Annotated in this window: 24 protein-coding genes; 22 read left to right on the top strand and 2 right to left on the bottom strand. The window is 54.6% G+C overall.

Annotated elements, in window-relative coordinates:
- The first annotated feature begins 46 nt into the window (after nt 1–46).
- The 8 genes from L462_RS16050 to L462_RS16085 are packed head-to-tail and all read left to right on the top strand — an operon-like array spanning nt 47 to nt 2,885.
- Nucleotides 47–553, top strand: coding sequence for a head completion/stabilization protein (locus L462_RS16050; protein ID WP_032678202.1), 507 nt, complete (start codon nt 47–49; stop codon nt 551–553).
- Entirely contained in the window at nt 553–756 is a 204-nt protein-coding gene (locus L462_RS16055) for a tail protein X (RefSeq protein WP_032678201.1), read from the top strand. Before L462_RS16050 ends, L462_RS16055 begins: the two co-directional genes overlap by 1 nt.
- Complete coding sequence (locus tag L462_RS16060; RefSeq protein ID WP_001354073.1) at nt 747–968, top strand: hypothetical protein; 222 nt, start codon at nt 747–749, stop codon at nt 966–968. The genes L462_RS16055 and L462_RS16060 overlap by 10 nt, the downstream gene beginning before the upstream one ends.
- Nucleotides 952–1,461 carry a lysozyme gene (locus L462_RS16065; protein WP_032678200.1) on the top strand — a complete coding sequence of 170 codons (510 nt, stop codon included), beginning with the start codon at nt 952–954 and terminating at the stop codon, nt 1,459–1,461. Before L462_RS16060 ends, L462_RS16065 begins: the two co-directional genes overlap by 17 nt.
- Nucleotides 1,458–1,883, top strand: coding sequence for an Rz-like lysis system protein LysB (gene lysB, locus L462_RS25475; RefSeq protein WP_032678199.1), 426 nt, complete (start codon nt 1,458–1,460; stop codon nt 1,881–1,883). Before L462_RS16065 ends, lysB begins: the two co-directional genes overlap by 4 nt.
- Entirely contained in the window at nt 1,771–2,016 is a 246-nt protein-coding gene (gene lysC / locus L462_RS25380; RefSeq protein WP_255358180.1) for an Rz1-like lysis system protein LysC, read from the top strand. The genes lysB and lysC overlap by 113 nt, the downstream gene beginning before the upstream one ends.
- A complete protein-coding gene (locus L462_RS16080; protein ID WP_032678197.1) occupies nt 1,979–2,446 on the top strand; it encodes a phage tail protein in 468 nt (155 codons plus the stop codon). The genes lysC and L462_RS16080 overlap by 38 nt, the downstream gene beginning before the upstream one ends.
- Entirely contained in the window at nt 2,439–2,885 is a 447-nt protein-coding gene (locus L462_RS16085; RefSeq protein WP_032678196.1) for a phage virion morphogenesis protein, read from the top strand. The genes L462_RS16080 and L462_RS16085 overlap by 8 nt, the downstream gene beginning before the upstream one ends.
- A 63-nt stretch (nt 2,886–2,948) precedes the next feature.
- Here the strand turns inward: L462_RS16085 and L462_RS16090 are convergent, their stop codons facing one another.
- Entirely contained in the window at nt 2,949–4,145 is a 1,197-nt protein-coding gene (locus L462_RS16090) for a hypothetical protein (RefSeq protein WP_032678195.1), read from the bottom strand.
- 215 nt (nt 4,146–4,360) lie between these two features.
- Between L462_RS16090 and L462_RS16095 the strand changes: the two genes are divergently transcribed.
- The 14 genes from L462_RS16095 (at nt 4,361) to L462_RS24250 (ending at nt 16,047) form a co-directional block, all read left to right on the top strand.
- On the top strand, nt 4,361–5,002 hold the full coding sequence (locus L462_RS16095) for a phage baseplate assembly protein V (protein ID WP_032678194.1): 642 nt from the start codon (nt 4,361–4,363) through the stop codon (nt 5,000–5,002).
- Nucleotides 4,999–5,349, top strand: a complete 351-nt coding sequence (locus L462_RS16100; RefSeq protein WP_032678193.1) for a GPW/gp25 family protein — start codon at nt 4,999–5,001, stop codon at nt 5,347–5,349. The genes L462_RS16095 and L462_RS16100 overlap by 4 nt, the downstream gene beginning before the upstream one ends.
- A gap of 5 nt (nt 5,350–5,354) precedes the next feature.
- Nucleotides 5,355–6,263, top strand: a complete 909-nt coding sequence (locus L462_RS16105; RefSeq protein ID WP_032678192.1) for a baseplate assembly protein — start codon at nt 5,355–5,357, stop codon at nt 6,261–6,263.
- The gene (locus tag L462_RS16110; RefSeq protein WP_032678191.1) at nt 6,256–6,789 is read left to right on the top strand and encodes a phage tail protein I; all 534 of its coding nucleotides are present in this window, start codon (nt 6,256–6,258) and stop codon (nt 6,787–6,789) included. Before L462_RS16105 ends, L462_RS16110 begins: the two co-directional genes overlap by 8 nt.
- 7 nt (nt 6,790–6,796) lie before the next feature.
- A complete protein-coding gene (locus tag L462_RS0123435) occupies nt 6,797–8,662 on the top strand; it encodes a tail fiber protein (RefSeq protein WP_255358178.1) in 1,866 nt (621 codons plus the stop codon).
- Complete coding sequence (locus L462_RS0123430; RefSeq protein WP_050595738.1) at nt 8,662–9,279, top strand: tail fiber assembly protein; 618 nt, start codon at nt 8,662–8,664, stop codon at nt 9,277–9,279. The genes L462_RS0123435 and L462_RS0123430 overlap by 1 nt, the downstream gene beginning before the upstream one ends.
- A gap of 141 nt (nt 9,280–9,420) precedes the next feature.
- The gene (locus L462_RS16115; RefSeq protein WP_032678190.1) at nt 9,421–10,614 is read left to right on the top strand and encodes a phage tail sheath protein; all 1,194 of its coding nucleotides are present in this window, start codon (nt 9,421–9,423) and stop codon (nt 10,612–10,614) included.
- Nucleotides 10,615–10,626: 12 nt separating this feature from the next.
- On the top strand, nt 10,627–11,145 hold the full coding sequence (locus L462_RS16120) for a phage major tail tube protein (protein WP_032678189.1): 519 nt from the start codon (nt 10,627–10,629) through the stop codon (nt 11,143–11,145).
- A 60-nt stretch (nt 11,146–11,205) separates the two neighbouring features.
- Nucleotides 11,206–11,514, top strand: a complete 309-nt coding sequence (locus L462_RS16125) for a phage tail assembly protein (protein WP_032678188.1) — start codon at nt 11,206–11,208, stop codon at nt 11,512–11,514.
- On the top strand, nt 11,511–11,669 hold the full coding sequence (locus L462_RS0123425; protein ID WP_240326290.1) for a GpE family phage tail protein: 159 nt from the start codon (nt 11,511–11,513) through the stop codon (nt 11,667–11,669). Before L462_RS16125 ends, L462_RS0123425 begins: the two co-directional genes overlap by 4 nt.
- Complete coding sequence (locus L462_RS16130; protein WP_032678187.1) at nt 11,659–14,106, top strand: phage tail tape measure protein; 2,448 nt, start codon at nt 11,659–11,661, stop codon at nt 14,104–14,106. Before L462_RS0123425 ends, L462_RS16130 begins: the two co-directional genes overlap by 11 nt.
- Before the next feature lie 12 nt (nt 14,107–14,118).
- A complete protein-coding gene (locus L462_RS16135) occupies nt 14,119–14,583 on the top strand; it encodes a phage tail protein (protein ID WP_023333118.1) in 465 nt (154 codons plus the stop codon).
- A complete protein-coding gene (locus L462_RS16140; protein WP_032678186.1) occupies nt 14,580–15,749 on the top strand; it encodes a phage late control D family protein in 1,170 nt (389 codons plus the stop codon). The genes L462_RS16135 and L462_RS16140 overlap by 4 nt, the downstream gene beginning before the upstream one ends.
- A gap of 76 nt (nt 15,750–15,825) precedes the next feature.
- On the top strand, nt 15,826–16,047 hold the full coding sequence (locus L462_RS24250; RefSeq protein ID WP_032665565.1) for a DNA-binding transcriptional regulator: 222 nt from the start codon (nt 15,826–15,828) through the stop codon (nt 16,045–16,047).
- A 42-nt stretch (nt 16,048–16,089) separates the two neighbouring features.
- On the opposite strand, the gene L462_RS16145 is transcribed toward L462_RS24250, so the two are convergent.
- The gene (locus L462_RS16145) at nt 16,090–16,485 is read right to left on the bottom strand and encodes a hypothetical protein (RefSeq protein ID WP_255358177.1); all 396 of its coding nucleotides are present in this window, start codon (nt 16,483–16,485) and stop codon (nt 16,090–16,092) included.
- Nucleotides 16,486–16,765: the final 280 nt, after the last annotated feature.

Below are 16,765 nucleotides of genomic sequence, written 5' to 3'. Positions count from 1 at the left end.
CTGACTGCGACCGGCGTCCACCGCCCACCCATTACCCGAGGTTGTCATGACGACGCTGATTATTGAGCAAAAAAAAGAGCCGCAGGATGTGCCGGGCGTGGTGATACCGCCACCGGGCGTGAGCGAGCCGGTAATCAAAAACACCCCGTTTTTTCCTGACGTGGATCCGAAGCGCGTGCGGGAAGAAATGCGTTTAGAGCAGACCGTTTCCCCCGTGCGCCTGCGCCGGGCAATTAAGACCGCCATTGCGGAGACTAACGCGGAGCTGAGCGACTGGCGCGAAAGTCAGCTCGATGCCGGTTACGCCACGCTGGCTGATGTCCCGACCGACGAGCTCGACGGCGAAAGCGTGCGCGTTTTCCACTACTTCAACGCCGTGTGCTCGATGACGACGGCCACGCTGTATGAGCGTTTTCGCGGCGTGGATGCGACCGCCAAAGGGGACAAAAAGGCCGACAGCATCGACAGCACTATCGATGAAATGTGGCGGGATATGCGCTGGTCTGTGGCGCGCATCCAGGACAAAGCGCGCTGCATTGTGGGGCAAATCTGATGAAAGCCTATGCGCTGCAGGGCGACACCCTCGACGCGATTTGCGCCCGGTACTACGGGCGCACCGAGGGCGTGGTCGAAACCGTCTTAGAGGCAAATCCCGGCCTGTCTGAGCTCGGCGTGATCCTGCCGCACGGCACGGCAGTTGAGCTGCCCGAGACCGACAGCGCGGCCAGAACCGAAACGGTGAATCTATGGGACTGAGTATGGAAAAAATCACCACGTTTATCGCCTACTGGCTGGCCGTGGGGCTGGCGTATGTCGGGGCAATGTCGCCCGAAAAGATGGCGCTTTACGTGGGCGGCGGATGCGCCATTTTTACCGCGCTGACGAACTACTGGTTTAAGCGCAAAACCTATCTCTATCTGACGTCTCTCGGACTCGATAAAGGGGCTATTCGTGAAATCAATCGTTAAAAAGTGCAGTGTGGCCGCCGTGCTGGCGCTGGCAGCACTGGTGCCTGACTTTCGTCTGCTTAACACCTCGCCCGGGGGGCTGGCGCTGATTGCCGACCTCGAAGGTTGTCGCCTGACGCCTTACCAGTGCAGCGCGGGAGTGTGGACGTCGGGCATCGGCCACACTGCAGGCGTCGTGCCAAAGGGCGAAATCACCGAGCGGCAGGCGGCGGCGAATCTCGTCGCGGATGTGCTGAACGTCGAGAAACGTCTGGCGGTCTGCGCACCGGTGAAAATGCCGCCGCAGGTTTACGACGCGCTGGTCAGCTTCTCATTCAACGTGGGAACCGGCGCGGCCTGCCGGTCGACGCTGGTCTCGTATATCAAACGCCAGCAATGGCCGCAGGCGTGCGACCAGCTCACCCGCTGGGTTTACGTGAATGGCGAAATTAACAAGGGGCTTGAAAACCGCCGCGCGCGCGAGCGTGCTTACTGCCTCAGGGGGATTGAATGAAAGTGATGTTTTTATTACTGGTCGCGCTGATGGCGGTTGTGCTCTGGCAGCGTCATGAAAACGGCAACCTGACGCGCTCGTTTGAACGGGCAAACAGGGTCGCGACCGAACAAAAAACCGCGATCGGCATGCTGAAAAATCAGCTTTCAGTTTCGCAGGGAATAGCCAGGCGAAATGAAACCGCGCAGGTCAGTCTACGCGGTGAACTGCTGGCCGCCGGTGCGATGGCCGTGCGGCGTGAAGAAACCATTACGAGGCTGATAAATGAGAATGAAACCCTACGCCGCTGGTACAGCGCTGAGCTGCCTGATGTTGTGCGTCGGCTGCACACCCGCGCCGGTTGCGCCTCCGCCGGTCATTGTTTACAGCGCCTGCCCGAAGGTGAGCTATTGCCCGATGCCGGAAAGCGACCCGGCCACTAATGGCGACCTGAGCGCCGATATTCGCAGGCTTGAGCACGCGCTGGCCGCCTGCGCGCTGCAGGTTGAAACCGTCAAAGACTGTCAGGATAAACTCGATGAAGAAAGCACGCAGCCTGCGCGAATCGCTGATTAAAGCCGTTCCGCAGCTTGAAACAAACCCCGAAATGATGCGCATCTTTGCCGATGAGGGGAATATCGATGCGCGGCTCGCGGCCTCGCTCTCACATGAGAAAATTTACACCCTGAATGTGATCGTGTGTGACTTTGTGGGCGACCCTGACCTGATTTTCGTGCCGGTGGCCGCATGGCTCAGGGAAAACCAGCCGGATATCTGCACGCTCGATGACGGCCGCAAAAAGGGCTACCGTTTCCAGATGGATTTGAACGACGGGGACAGCGTCGATATCAGCATCAGCCTGCAGCTCACCGAGCGAACCCTTATCAAAGAGGAAAACGGTGCGCTGCACGTGAGCTATTCCCCTGAGCCTCCGCTGCCGGAGCCCGTCACCCGGCCTAAAGAGCTCTATATCAACGGCGAACTGGTGAGCAAATGGGATGAGTGAATTTAAGCCTTTTGACGACCGGCTCAATGGTCTGATTGCTGCCCTGTCACCGGCTGCACGCCGTAAGCTGGCCGGAGAGATAGCAAAGGAGCTGCGTAAATCGCAACAGCAACGCATCAAAAAGCAAAAAGCCCCTGACGGCTCGCCGTATCAGGCGCGAAAGCGTCAGCCGCTCAGGTCTAAGACCGGGCGGATTAAGCGGGCGATGTTCCAGAAGCTACGCACAAGCCGGTACATGAAAGCCACTGGCCGTGAAAACACCGCCGTGGTGGAATTTACCGGCAAGGTACAGCGCATCGCGCGTGTCCATCAGCTCGGGCTAAAAGACCGCCCTAACTCCCATAGCCGCGACGTGCAGTATGCAGAGCGCCAGTTACTCGGATTTAACCCAACAGATCAAATATTGATTGAAAGTGTACTTATAAAACATCTTTCTTAGATTATTAGTGGTCTGGTGCTCAAAACTTTAAGAGGCTTTGTAAAATAAAGCCTCATGATCTCCTTAAAATTCATCATTTACATCTACAAAAGGTTTTAATCTCGCTGAGATGAACTGATTTGGTTTCCAGCCCGCACTAAGTTTGTCTAATAAAAAGGTGTCGATTGCGGATATTGCAAGCCCACTAATTGGGTCAATAAGTCCTGCGCCTGTGCTTACTATATAACGTATTGCTTTACCATAACCATTTCCTAGCCATCCTGTTTTTGAAATATCATCAATATAGTCAGAAAGAAGGTTTCTATCAGGGGATTTGTTTTTTAACCAGTTTTTAAATTTTTTGGCCTTTGCTAGTAGTTCTAAGAACTCTTCAAAAGATCGTTCTTTTTTGTTTATTATGGATGATATATTTGGGCAGTCTTTTAAGGTTATCTCATGGAAAAGGTTGAGGTTATTACGATTAGTGTTTGTCCTGGATAGCAGCTGTTTGTTTTTATACTGAATTATTTTTGAATCAGTCAATGATGTATGGAAGTCACCGCCGTAATGTGCGGCCAAAACAAGCCCGTATGAGGAGCTAAGTATACCTGCAGCGATGCTGGAAGGGGTTGTTTCACCAAGTGTAGGGATTTTTTCAGCATTGAATTGATTTATTTTTTCAAAGTCGATATTTGTTGATATTTGGAAGGTTTCACGAGTTGGATGAATCTTGTAGAAAATATCGGATGGAATCTCTTCTTTAGGTAAAAGATTTTCTATTATAATACGTGCTGCGGACGAGACAAAATCACTGTCATCCAAATCACTACGCGCAGCGGCTATTATCCCACCTTTAATAAAGTGGTCGCTGGCAAGTTTTTTTAAAGTTACGTGGTTTTTGAATCTTTCAACAAAATTTTCTGATTCAATTTTACTGTAACCTTGCCTTGACACCATGTTCGCTAATCTTTTTTTCCAGCTTTTGATTTCTCCCTCGATTTCATTTCCAGAGAAATATGCGCTTATTAGGGCGTATTCTCGCCCATTATATGAGTCTCCGGCGTATACTCCGACAAACTCTTCTATAAAGGTGGTTTTAATGTCTGGTAAAGATAGGAGTTTTATTACGTTGTGGTTGCCGATTTCTCTGATTAGGCCAAGAAGGGTTGATGTGTCAATTACAATGTGAACGTTTTGATAGAATATTAAGGCTTCCGCAATTTCGCCAATTGTTAATGTTGGACCATCAATTGAACGGTTTAAAACTATTGAGTCAAACATTCAGGTTTTCCTTGTTGCTTTTTTTTCAAATATAACATTTTGACAACCCGTAGTTCTACTGTAGAAGACTGATTTTAAAATCCTAAAGTCAACTTAGGATGCTCCCATGGTAGTGTCCAAATTTTCTCAATTTTGTTGAGCTAAGAGCCGTTGTCTCAGACATCATCAAACCACTCTTAATTGCCGCTGGACTCGCCCGGCGGCATCCTTTCCCCATGAAAAATCTAAATTCTCTGCAGGAAATCGCACGCGCGATCCGCAACCTTATTCGCACCGGCATCGTGACCGACGTCGACCACGACGAGGGGCTTTGTCGCGTCCAGACCGGCGGCATGGAAACCACATGGCTGAACTGGCTTACCTGTCGCGCAGGTCGCGCGCGCGTATGGTGGGCTCCGTCCGTTGGCGAGCAGGTGCTTTTGCTGGCGATCGGCGGCGAGCTCGATACGGCCTTTGTGCTGCCGGGCATTTTCTCGGATGACCATCCCGCGCCGTCTGCCTCCCCTGATGCGCTTCATGTTTCCTTTCCTGACGGGGCGGTTATCGAGTACGAACCCGAAAACGGCGCGCTCACCGTGTCAGGCATTAAAACCGCCGACGTCACCGCGTCTGAGTCCATTACGGCCACCGTGCCGGTGGTGCTGGTGAAAGCGTCGAGCCGTATCACGCTCGATACGCCGGAGGTGGTGTGTACCAACAAGCTGACGACCGGCACGCTCGAAGTGAAGAAAGGCGGGACTATGTCCGGGAACATCGAGCACACCGGCGGGACACTGAAATCAAACGGCGTGCAGGTGGATAACCACGCGCACGGCAACGTTCAGAGCGGCGGAAGCTGGACTAAGGGGACGCAATGACGGTGCGTTATCTGGGAATGAACAGCCGGACCGGCCTCAGTATCTCTGAGGTTGAGCACATCAGGCAAAGCGTACGCGACATTCTGGTCACGCCGGTTGGGTCGCGCGTGATGCGCCGTGAATACGGTTCGCTCCTGTCGCACATGATTGACCAGCCGCAGACCCCGGCGCTGCGCCTGCAGATTATGGCCGCGTGCTATTCCGCGATCCAGAAGTGGGAGCCCCGCGTAAATCTCTCGACCATCACCTTTGAACGGTCGGAGACCGACGGCGGGCTGTATGTCGATATCACCGGCACGCGCTCCACCGGCGGCCAGCCTTTTTCACTCACCATTCCACTGAGTTAAACGCTATGGCAATTGTTGACCTTAACCAGCTCGCCGCGCCAGACGTCGTGGAAGAACTGGACTATGAAACCATCCTGAGCGAACGAAAGGCGACGCTCGTCTCGCTGTACCCGGAAGACCAGCAGGACGCCGTCGCGCGCACGCTGTCGCTTGAGTCCGAGCCGCTGGTGAAGCTGCTGCAGGAAAACGCCTACCGGGAAGTTATCTGGCGACAGCGCGTCAACGAGGCCGCGCGTGCGGTCATGCTGGCCTACGCCACCGGCGCTGACCTCGACCAGATAGGCGGAAATTACAACGTCGAGCGCCTTGTCATCACCCCTGCAGACGACACGACGTTACCGCCGACGCCTGCCGTGATGGAGTCGGACACCGACTACCGTCTGCGCATTCAACAGGCATTCGAGGGGCTAAGTACCGCAGGCTCTACCGGCTCCTATCAGTTTCACGGTCGCAGCGCTGACGGGCGGGTCGCCGATATTTCGGTCATCAGTCCCGCGCCAGCGTGTGTCACGGTCACGGTGCTGTCACGCGAAAATAACGGCGTGGCGTCTGACGAGCTGCTCGCCATCGTGCGCACCGCGCTGAACGATGAGGACGTCAGGCCGGTCGCTGACCGCGTGACCGTGCAGTCGGCGAACATTGTCGACTATAAAATCACCGCATCCCTTTACCTTTATCCCGGACCCGAAAGCGAGCCGGTGCTCAGTGCGGCGAAAACTAAGCTGCAGGCGTATATCACCGCGCAGCACCGGCTCGGGCGCGATATCCGCAAATCAGCGATTTATGCCGCGCTCCACGTCGAGGGCGTGCAGCGCGTCGAGCTGGCCGAACCGGTGGCCGACATCGTGCTCGATGACACGCAGGCGTCATGGTGCAGCGATTACAGCGTGACTATCGGGGGCAACGATGAATGATACCCGCCTGCTGCCGGTGGGCTCGTCACCGCTTGAGGTGGCGGCGGCGCGCGCCTGCGCTGAGATTGAAAATACCCCCGTTCCGCTGCGTCGCCTCTGGAGTCCTGACGACTGCCCGGCAAATCTGCTGCCGTGGCTGGCGTGGGCGTTTTCCGTTGACCGCTGGGATGAGAACTGGCCGGAGGCCACAAAGCGGGATGTGATCCGCGCGGCGTGGTTTATTCATGCGCACAAAGGAACGATTGGGGCGGTGCGTCGCGTGGTGGAGCCGCTCGGCTACCTGATTAACGTGTCCGAGTGGTGGGAAACGAACGACCCGCCCGGCACGTTTCGCCTCGATATCGGTGTGTTAGAGACCGGCATCACCGAGGAAATGTATTACGAGATGGAGCGGCTCATTGCGGATGCAAAGCCAGCCAGCCGCCATCTTATCGGCCTCAACATTATTCAGGATGTGCCGGGCTATCTCTACACCGGCGCGCTGACGTATGACGGCGACATCATCACGGTTTACCCGGATAAGTGAGAACACCATGACGGTAAAATATAAAACGGTCATCACCAAAGCCGGTGCGATTAAGCTTGCTGCAGCGACCGTCCCGAACGGGAAAAAAGTGAATTTTACGGCGATGGCCATCGGCGACGGTGGCGGCACATTGCCGGTGCCTGACGCCAGCCAGACAAAGCTCGTCAATGAAGTCTGGCGCCATACGCTGAACAAAATCAGCCAGGACAACAAGAATCAAAACTATGTGATCGCGGAGCTGCTCATTCCGCCAGAAACCGGCGGTTTCTGGATGCGCGAAATGGGGCTTTATGACGACACCGGCACGCTGATTGCCGTCGGCAACATGGCGGAAAGCTACAAGCCGGAGCTGGCTGAGGGGTCAGGCCGCGCGCAGACCGTGCGTATGGTCATCATGGTAAGCGATATCGAGTCAGTCGAGCTGACGATTGACACCTCAACGGTGATGGCAACGCAGGACTATGTCGAAGGTAAACTCGCAGAGCATGAGCAGTCCCGCCGTCATCCTGACGCCACGCTTAAGGAAAAAGGGTTTACGCAGCTCAGCAGTGCGACCGACAGCACGTCTGAGACGCTCGCCGCGACGCCGAAAGCGGTTAAGACGGCGTATGACCTTGCTAACGGTAAATATACGGCTCAGGACGCAACCACGGCGCAAAAGGGTATCGTCCAGCTCAGTAGCGCGACCGACAGCACGTCTGAGACGCTCGCTGCGACGCCGAAAGCGGTCAAGACGGCGTATGACCTTGCTAACGGCAAATACACGGCTCAGGACGCGACCACGGCGCAAAAGGGTATCGTCCAGCTCAGTAGCGCCACCGACAGCACGTCTGAGACGCTGGCGGCCACGCCTAAAGCGGTCAAAGCGGCGAATGAAAATGCGAATGGCCGCGTACCATCCACGCGCAAGATTAACGGGCGTGAGCTGTCTCAGGATATCTCAATCACTGCTCAGGATATTTTCAACGGTCAGGCGGTGGAAATTGGGAATGCTGTGGATTTGAATAGCATCACTACGGCAGGTCTGTATTATCAGATCTCAAATGCGCAGGCGCAAACCGGGCGAAACTATCCTGAGTCAGTTGCCGGATCGCTAGAGGTATATAAACACGCCGGAATCACGCAGGTTTACCGGATATATGTAGATTCACGTTCATATATCCGAATTTTTTATAACGGAACATGGACACCATGGGCAAAGCAGTATGACACTGCAAACAAACCCGCCCCTTCGGATATTGGTGCGGTTGCTGTAAATGGTGGTAATTATAACGCCACCTTCGGACTCGGAAGAGTCGAAACCATACCAACAGAATCGAACATGTCTGCTCTCTATAATATGCAGGCTGCCAATGGCGGGGTTGTGTCAGGTGTTGAGTTTAACTGGTACGGTCATAAATTCTCAATTGGCATCACCCGCGACAATGGAGAGGGTACAAACGGTTTAGTATTTCAGCACAACGGGTATACACGACTAAGAATAGATAAAGATGGAAATTTAATATCATCAGGTGCAATTTCCGCAGGTGACAAAGTAGTAGCTGGTGCAGGTGTTTACGATACTCCGGGCGTGAGGGTCTATTCACCCAATAATCAGCCACCACAGCAGGATTTGAGTCCTTATGCAACAACTGCATGGGTTAACGGGAACTTTGCAACGCAAGCCTGGACAGTCGCTAACTTTCTGCAAGGCGGAATAAGGCTTGCTTCACTGGGAACGGCAGATAACGGGAATAACGATAATGCTTTTGCTTATGCACCAAATGGTGCGGTTGTTACCGCTGTGCAACAAAAAACAAACTATACGGCGGTTCAATATCGTTATGTCCAATATAACATCGGCGGAAACTGGTACACAGCTTGGGTGGCCTAATGACAATGCAATCTGGAGTGTTTAAACAATATGACCCATTAGAAAAATGGGGGAAATATACTGCGGCGAAGGTGGCTAAACTTTCGGCGGAGGAACTCGAATTATATTACATTGCCAAATCACCGGAAATGAATATTGTTTTTCTGAAAGACGAAAACGGCAATGACTGGTATCAGTGGCTTAAGACACTTTCAAAGGAAACGTTGAAAGTCTCTTTCAATCCTGACTCGAAAGAAATCATTCATTTTTCATATGACGCGAGCACGATTTTTCCGGTTAATCAGATTGTCGTTGAAGTCGCGCCTGAGAATGTGCCGGATGATTTTACCGCAGCGGGAGAAAAAGCATTAGGCGGCGCGTTTCATTGTGTTGATGGCGCAATTACTGCCGCGCCGGTGGATTATGAGGCAGAGACACAACGCAAAAAACTGGAGCTGCTGACTCAGGCAAATAACGTCATCGCCACGCTGCAGGATGCGGTAGAGCTGAACATGGCGACAGACGAAGAAACAGCAAATTTGCAGGGGTGGAAAAAGTACCGCGTGCTTCTGAGTCGGGTCGATGTTAAAAAACCGGTCTGGCCGCCATTGCCTGAGACTGCGATTTTAGTCAGTTAGCCGTGTTTTAAATGATTTACCGAAGCCCTCCACCCGGAGGGCTTTTGTTTGTTGTTTTATCCCTCCACCAACGCCATTTCATCGCACCCGCAGAACACACAACAGAAAATAGTCGCACCCCCTAACCACGGAGTTAAACAGATGGGCGACTATCATCACGGCGTCGAGGTCATCGAGATTAATGATGGCACGCGCACCATTTCCACCGTCTCGACGGCCATCATCGGCATGGTCTGCACGGCCAGCGATGCTGACGCAAAGACATTCCCCTTAAACGAGCCGGTACTGATTACCAGCGTGCAAACGGCGATCGGTAAGGCCGGTAAAAAAGGCACGTTGTCAAAATCCCTGCAGGCCATCGCCGACCAGTGCAAGCCGGTCATTGTGGTGGTGCGCGTTCCCGAAGGTATCGACGACCCGGAAGACCCGGAAGCGGCGCAGAAAGAAACTATTTCCAACATCATCGGCACGACCGACGAAAACGGCAAATACACCGGGCTGAAAGCGCTGTTAACGGCGAAAACCGTCACCGGCGTTAAGCCGCGTATTCTCGGCGTGCCGGGGCTGGATTCTCAGGAAGTGGCGACCGCGCTTGCGTCGACCTGCCAGAGCCTGCGCGCGTTCGGCTACGTGAGCGCGTGGGGCTGCAAGACCATTTCCGACGCCATCAAATACCGTGAAAACTTCAGCCAGCGCGAGCTGATGGTCATTCACCCTGATTTTCTGGCATGGGACACCACGGCGAACGAAACCGATATTGCATGGGCGACCGCCCGCGCGCTCGGCCTGCGCGCCAAAATCGACCAGGAAACCGGCTGGCACAAAACGCTGTCCAACGTCGGCGTTAATGGCGTCACCGGCGTCAGTGCCTCGGTGTCATGGGATTTGCAGGAGCAGGCCACCGACGCCAACCTGCTTAATCAGGCCGGGGTGACAACGCTCATCCGCAACGACGGCTTTAAGTTTTGGGGCAACCGCACCTGCTCGGACGATCCGTTATTCGTGTTTGAAAACTACACCCGCACGGCGCAGGTGCTGGCCGACACGATGGCGGAGGCGCACGCGTGGGCGATGGATAAGCCCGTTTCCGCAACGCTCATCCGCGACATCGTCGCCGGTATCAATGCCAAATTCCGCGAGCTGAAAAACAACGGCTACATCGTTGACGGCTCCTGCTGGTACGACCCGGAGTCAAACACCGTGGAAACACTGAAAGCCGGGAAGCTGTATATCGATTACGACTACACCCCCGTCCCGCCGCTGGAAAACCTGACCCTGCGCCAGCGCATCACCGATACCTATCTGGCAGACCTGTCAGACTCGGTCAACAGCTAAGGAGCTCAGAGCATGGCGTTACCACGCAAACTGAAATACCTGAATATGTTTAACGACGGTCTCAGCTACATGGGCGTCGTTGAATCCGTCACCCTGCCAAAGCTGACCCGCAAGCTTGAAAAATATCGCGGCGGCGGGATGCCGGGCTCGGTGTCGGTTGACCTCGGCCTCGACGACGACGCGCTGTCGCTTGAGTGGACGCTGGGCGGCCTGCCTGACGTCGCTCTGTGGGCGCAGTACGCGTCACCGGGTGCCGACAGCGTGCCGCTGCGCTTCACCGGCTCATTCCAGCGCGACGACACCGGCGAAATTTCTGCCGTTGAGGTGGTCATGCGTGGCCGTCACAAGGAGTACGACGGCGGCGAAAACAAACAGGGCGAAAGCGGCACGACCAAAATCGCGACCGAATGCTCGTACTACCAGCTCACGATCGACGGCAAGGAGGTCATCGAGATTGACGTCGTCAACATGGTGATGAAAGTCGACGGCGTCGACCGTCTCGCAGAGCATCGCCGGGCGATTGGCCTGTAACCCGTTTACCGGTCAGCCAGGCTGGCCGGTCACTTACTCATACTCAAAGAGAGCAACATCATGGAAAACATCAACGAAACCGCCACCACCGAAAACGAAAATCCGAACATTGTGATCCTCGATAATCCCGTCATGCGCGGTGAGCAGAAAATCGAACAGGTGACCGTGACTAAACCCAACGCAGGAACCCTGCGCGGTGTGAGTCTGGCCTCGCTGGCAAACTCGGACGTCGATGCGCTGATTAAGGTGCTGCCGCGTATGACGTACCCGGCGCTGACCGAGCATGAGGTCATGCGTCTGGAAGCGTCAGACCTGATTTTGTTCGCCGGTAAGGTGGTCGGTTTTTTGTCGCCATCTTCGGCTCGCTGACCTTCCCGGATAACCTTTCGGTCGATGACCTGATGGCGGATATCGCGGTGATATTTCACTGGCCGCCATCAGAGCTGAATTCCCTGAGCGTGACCGAGCTCATCACATGGCGCGAAAAGGCGCTGCAGCGAAGCGGACACCACCATGAGCAATAACGTCAGGATTGAGGTACTGCTGAATGCAGTAGACCGGGCAAGCCGACCGCTTAAAGCTATCCAGACTGCCAGCAAGACCCTTGCCGGCGACATCCGCACTTCTCAGAACAGCCTGCGCGATCTGAATGCGCAGGCGTCCCGGATTGACGGATTCAGGAAAGCGAGCGCACAGCTTGCCGTGACCGGCCAGTCGCTTAACAAGGCGAAACAGGAAGCCGCCGCGCTGGCCGTCCAGTTTAAAAACACGGAAAACCCCACTATAGCGCAGGCGCGGGCGATGGAGGCGGCAAAGAAATCCGCCGCTGACCTGCAGCTCAAATACAACAGCCTCAGGCAGTCGGTACAGCGCCAGCGCACCGAGCTCGCGCAGGCAGGGATTAACACCCGTACTCTCTCGGCGGATGAGCGCCGCCTGAAAACCAGCATCAGTGAGACGACCGCTCAGCTTAACCGGCAGCGCGAGGCACTGGCTCGGGTCAGCCAGCAGCAGGCGCGACTGAGTCGCGTTAAAGAGCGTTATCAGGCCGGTAAATCCCTTGCCGGAGGCGCTGCAGGGGCAGGCGCGGCGGGCGTCGGTATTGCCACGGCGGGAACAATGGCCGGGGTGAAACTGCTGATGCCTGGCTATTCGTTTGCACAGAAAAACTCTGAGCTGCAGGCCGTGCTCGGGGTAGAAAAACAATCACCCGAAATGGAGGCGCTGCGCAAACAGGCGCGCCAGCTCGGGGACAATACTGCCGCGTCTGCAGATGATGCGGCGAGCGCGCAGATTATCATTGCGAAAAGCGGCGGGGATGCCGCAGCGATTCAGGCGGCGACGCCGGTCACGCTGAATATGGCGCTGTCTAACCGGCGCTCGATGGAAGAAAACGCCGCGCTGCTGACGGGTATGAAATCCGCGTTTCAGATGTCAAACGACCAGATCGCACACATCGGCGACGTGCTGTCGATGACGATGAACAAAACGGCCGCTGACTTTGACGGGCTGAGCGACGCGCTGACGTATGCTGCGCCGGTGGCAAAAAATGCCGGGGTCAGTATCGAGCAGACCGCCGCAATGGTCGGCGCGCTACATGACGCCAAAATCACCGGCTCGATGGCGGGAACGGGCAGCCGTGCCGTCCTGAGTCGCCTGCAGGCTCCGACCGGTAAGGCATACGAGGCCATCAAAGAGCTCGGCGTTAAAACGTCTGACAGCAAGGGCAACACGCGCCCGATATTTGCCATTCTGAAAGAAATGCAGCGCAGTTTTGAGAAAAACAATCTCGGAACCAGCCAGAAAGGCGAGTACATGAAAACCATCTTTGGTGAGGAAGCCAGCTCGGCGGCGGCAGTGCTGATGACCGCTGCCTCAAGCGGCAAGCTCGACCAGCTCACGGCGGCGTTTAAAGCCTCGGACGGGAAAACCGCTGAGCTGGTCAAAATCATGCAGGACAACCTCGGCGGCGATTTCAAAGAATTTCAGTCAGCTTATGAGGCCGTTGGTACTGACCTGTTTGACCAGCAGGAGGGCTCACTGCGTGAGCTCACTAAAACCGCCACGAAATATGTATTAAAGCTCGACGGCTGGATCACCAATAACAAAACACTTGCGTCAACCATCGGGTTAATTGTTGGTGGTGGGCTGGCGCTGATTGGCGTGCTGGGCGGGATTGGCCTGATAGCGTGGCCGGTGATAACGGGTTTCAATGTGATTATGGCCGCTGCCGGTGTTCTCGGTGCAAATCTGGCCGCAATGGGGGCGGCCATTGTCTCTGTGCTCGGGGCGCTTACCTGGCCGATTGTGGCTATTGGCGTTGCCATCATCGCCGGTGCGCTGCTCATCCGCAAATACTGGGAGCCAATAAGCGCATTTTTCTCAGGCGTAATGGAGGGGATAAAGCAGGCTTTTGCCCCTGTAGTGGAGTTATTCGAACCGTTAAAGCCGGTTTTTGACTGGCTGGGTGACAAACTTAAAGCGGCGTGGCAGTGGTTTAAAGACCTGATCGCACCGGTTAAATCGACGCAGGAGACGCTCAACAGCTGCAAAAATGCGGGTGTGATGTTCGGTAAGATGCTGGCCGAAGCGCTGATGTTACCGCTCAAAAGCTTTAATACATTGCGTACCGGCGTTAACTGGTTACTGGAAAAGCTCGGGGTTATCAATAAAGAATCGAGCGACCTTGACCAGAAGGCCGTAAAAGCCAATGCCGCCACCGGCTCGCAAAATAAATCTTATATTCCGACAACCTCAATATATGGCGGTTATCAGGCATATCAGCCAGTTACCGCGCCTACTGGTAAGACTTACGTCGACCAGAGCAAGCCAGAATATAACATCAACCTGAATGGTGGCATCGCGCCGGGCAGCGACCTCGACCGTCGGCTGCGTGAGGCTGTCGATAAATTCGACCGGGAAAACCGCGCGCGTCAGCGCTCAAGTATGCGTCATGACTGAGGGGGATAAAGCATGTTAATGGTTTTGGGTTTGTTTGTGTTTGAGCGCCGCACGCTGCCCTATCAGTCCATGCAGTATTCGAAGGATTACCGCTGGGCGTCAAACGACCGTATCGGCAAGCCACCTGCTTACCAGTATCTCGGGGAGGGGGAAACCACGCGCACGCTGTCGGGTGTGCTCTATCCCGAAATTACCGGCGGACGCCTGTCACTGACCGCCATCGAGCTGATGGCCGACGAGGGGCGTGCGTGGCCGCTGATTGACGGAACGGGCATGATCCACGGCATGTATGTCATCGACAAAGTGACGCACACCCACACCGAGCTATTCAGCGACGGAGCGGCGAGAAAAATCGAGTTTAGCCTTTCCCTTAAGCGGGTCGATAAATCGCTGGCGGCCATTTATGGCGACCTGAAAACGCAGGCCGACAATCTGGTCACGTCTGCCGGTGACTGGCTGGGAGGGCTGGCAGGATGATTACAGGAATGGATATTCAGGCCGGGGCGAAGATTGCCCCGGCGTTTATGCTCAAGCTCGATAACGACGATATCACCCAGGATTTTAGTGACCGCCTTATCAGCCTGACCATGACCGATAATCGCGGATTCGAGGCCGACCAGCTCGATATCGAGCTCGATGACACTGACGGCCAGATAGCTTTGCCACCGCGCGGCGCAACGTTGACGCTGTGGTTAGGCTGGCAGGGATCCGCGCTGATAAAAAAAGGGACGTTCACGGTCGACGAAATCGAGCACAGGGGCGCACCTGATACGCTGACCATCCGGGGGCGAAGCGCCGATTTTCGTGGGACGCTGAACTCGCGCCGGGAACAGTCATGGCATGACACCACGCTCGGGCAAATTGTGGAGGCGATTGCGGCACGCAATAAGCTGGAGGCCAGCGTGGCCGACACGCTGAAAGCCGTCGCCGTGCCTCACATTGACCAGTCGCAGGAATCCGACGCGGTGTTTCTGTCCCGCATGGCTGACCGGAACGGGGCGGCGGTTTCGGTAAAAGCGGGGAAACTGTTATTCCTGAAAGCGGGGAGCGGTAAGACGGCCAGCGGAAAGCCCATTCCGCAGATGACGCTTGAGCGCGGCGACGGCGATCGTCATCAGTTTGCCATTGCTGACCGGGAAGCCTACACAGGCGTGTCGGCAAAATGGCTGCACACCAAAGACCCGAAGCCGCAAAAGCAAAAGGTGAAGCTCAAGCGTAAGCCCAAAGAGAAGCACCTCCGAGCGCTGCAGCACCCGAAAGCGAGCAAAGCCCCGGCAAAGACTAAAGCCAAAAAAGAGCAGGAAGCGCGCGAGGGCGAGTACATGGCCGGTGAGGCTGACAACGTGCTGGAGCTTACAACCATCTACGCGACAAAGGCGCAGGCCATGCGCGCCGCTCAGGCGAAGTGGGACAAGCTGCAGAGAGGCGTCGCGGAGTTTTCAATCTCGCTGGCGATTGGCCGGGCAGATTTATTTCCTGAAACGCCCATCGCGGTGAAAGGGTTTAAGCGCGTCATAGACGAGCAGGCTTGGATAATCAGCCGGGTGGTGCATAACCTTAACGGGAGCGGCTACACGACGGGCTTAGAGCTTGAGGTTAAGGTTGCGGACGTGGAGTACGAAAGCGAAGAATTAACGCAGTGATTTGTTTTTAAGTGTTTGTTATATAAAGATAAAGCGAGTAAAATTAACTCATCGGAAATTAAATGAGGTGCTCGCCATGTTTCACTGTCCAAAATGCCATTTTGCCGCTCACGCCCGCACAAGTCGCTATTTTACTGACACGACCAAAGAGCGGTATCACCAGTGCACAAACATCAACTGCAGCGCGACGTTTGTGACCACTGAGACGGTCGAGCGTTTCATCGTATCGCCGGGGGTAGTAGTACCAGCGGCACCGCACCCGACATCATCAGGCCAGCAACAAATGCACTGGCAGTGACCAAAAGAAAGCCCCGCATATGCGGGGCTTTTTGTATGCTGATTACTTAAAAAGCCGCGTATGTGAAAGCATGATCCCTTTTGCTTTTACTTCTGTTTCTTTCCCCATTTCATTACAGGTATCGAGCGGGTTTTCCATCACATAACCTTGTGCCTTCTGCTTGTTTAGAATGTGCAACTCTTTAACAGTCTTAAGGTAATTAGCCGGAACATCCTTAGTCCAGATAGCCATGCAGGCACCTGCGCTGATAATTGCATCGTAAACGGTAGGGGTAATTTGGTTCTCGTTGAGCGTCACTGTCAGCGTTTCACTGCTTTTCGAAACCTCGATCGGCTGCCACGGTTTGAGTGATTTTTTGAGAGTAGAGACGTCATCTGCCTGCGAGGTAAAGGACGTAAGGACGAGGGAGAGTAGGAGTGTAGTTTTCAGAACTTTCAAAATAATTTCCATATTAAACAAATGCTTGAAATTCATTGTGTCATTCAAATACTAAATAAGTAAAGCCCCGGACATGGCAGGGCTTTTTCACGATGTGGTCAATGTGTGGACGTGACCAGAAATAAATCCTTTTATTTCAGTGCGTTAATTCAAAAAAATAAGCCCGCGTAAGAGATACTTTGCTCGGGGCTCTGGAAAACCTTAAAATTAAGTAGGCGGCTGCATTGAATGCCATTGATTATAATGGTTTTTTTCGTGTTTGACGTGACTTTGTAACTTT

Origin of the sequence: Enterobacter sp. BIDMC 26 (assembly GCF_000534435.1) — a bacterium.
Classification (GTDB): domain Bacteria; phylum Pseudomonadota; class Gammaproteobacteria; order Enterobacterales; family Enterobacteriaceae; genus Enterobacter; species Enterobacter ludwigii.
The sequence above is the reverse complement of the archived record's forward strand: the minus strand, read 5'-3'. Positions and strand labels throughout refer to the sequence as shown.

What these genes read in the sequence shown, in the direction of transcription:
- L462_RS16050 (WP_032678202.1), top strand. Translation starts at nt 47, where the DNA reads ATGACGACGCTGATTATTGAGCAAAAAAAAGAGCCGCAGGATGTGCCG.
- L462_RS16055 (WP_032678201.1), top strand. Translation starts at nt 553, where the DNA reads ATGAAAGCCTATGCGCTGCAGGGCGACACCCTCGACGCGATTTGCGCC.
- L462_RS16060 (WP_001354073.1), top strand. Translation starts at nt 747, where the DNA reads ATGGGACTGAGTATGGAAAAAATCACCACGTTTATCGCCTACTGGCTG.
- lysB (WP_032678199.1), top strand. Translation starts at nt 1,458, where the DNA reads ATGAAAGTGATGTTTTTATTACTGGTCGCGCTGATGGCGGTTGTGCTC.
- lysC (WP_255358180.1), top strand. Translation starts at nt 1,771, where the DNA reads ATGTTGTGCGTCGGCTGCACACCCGCGCCGGTTGCGCCTCCGCCGGTC.
- L462_RS16080 (WP_032678197.1), top strand. Translation starts at nt 1,979, where the DNA reads ATGAAGAAAGCACGCAGCCTGCGCGAATCGCTGATTAAAGCCGTTCCG.
- L462_RS16085 (WP_032678196.1), top strand. Translation starts at nt 2,439, where the DNA reads ATGAGTGAATTTAAGCCTTTTGACGACCGGCTCAATGGTCTGATTGCT.
- L462_RS16090 (WP_032678195.1), bottom strand. Translation starts at nt 4,145, where the DNA reads ATGTTTGACTCAATAGTTTTAAACCGTTCAATTGATGGTCCAACATTA.
- L462_RS16095 (WP_032678194.1), top strand. Translation starts at nt 4,361, where the DNA reads ATGAAAAATCTAAATTCTCTGCAGGAAATCGCACGCGCGATCCGCAAC.
- L462_RS16100 (WP_032678193.1), top strand. Translation starts at nt 4,999, where the DNA reads ATGACGGTGCGTTATCTGGGAATGAACAGCCGGACCGGCCTCAGTATC.
- L462_RS16105 (WP_032678192.1), top strand. Translation starts at nt 5,355, where the DNA reads ATGGCAATTGTTGACCTTAACCAGCTCGCCGCGCCAGACGTCGTGGAA.
- L462_RS16110 (WP_032678191.1), top strand. Translation starts at nt 6,256, where the DNA reads ATGAATGATACCCGCCTGCTGCCGGTGGGCTCGTCACCGCTTGAGGTG.
- L462_RS0123435 (WP_255358178.1), top strand. Translation starts at nt 6,797, where the DNA reads ATGACGGTAAAATATAAAACGGTCATCACCAAAGCCGGTGCGATTAAG.
- L462_RS0123430 (WP_050595738.1), top strand. Translation starts at nt 8,662, where the DNA reads ATGACAATGCAATCTGGAGTGTTTAAACAATATGACCCATTAGAAAAA.
- L462_RS16115 (WP_032678190.1), top strand. Translation starts at nt 9,421, where the DNA reads ATGGGCGACTATCATCACGGCGTCGAGGTCATCGAGATTAATGATGGC.
- L462_RS16120 (WP_032678189.1), top strand. Translation starts at nt 10,627, where the DNA reads ATGGCGTTACCACGCAAACTGAAATACCTGAATATGTTTAACGACGGT.
- L462_RS16125 (WP_032678188.1), top strand. Translation starts at nt 11,206, where the DNA reads ATGGAAAACATCAACGAAACCGCCACCACCGAAAACGAAAATCCGAAC.
- L462_RS16130 (WP_032678187.1), top strand. Translation starts at nt 11,659, where the DNA reads ATGAGCAATAACGTCAGGATTGAGGTACTGCTGAATGCAGTAGACCGG.
- L462_RS16135 (WP_023333118.1), top strand. Translation starts at nt 14,119, where the DNA reads ATGTTAATGGTTTTGGGTTTGTTTGTGTTTGAGCGCCGCACGCTGCCC.
- L462_RS16140 (WP_032678186.1), top strand. Translation starts at nt 14,580, where the DNA reads ATGATTACAGGAATGGATATTCAGGCCGGGGCGAAGATTGCCCCGGCG.
- L462_RS24250 (WP_032665565.1), top strand. Translation starts at nt 15,826, where the DNA reads ATGTTTCACTGTCCAAAATGCCATTTTGCCGCTCACGCCCGCACAAGT.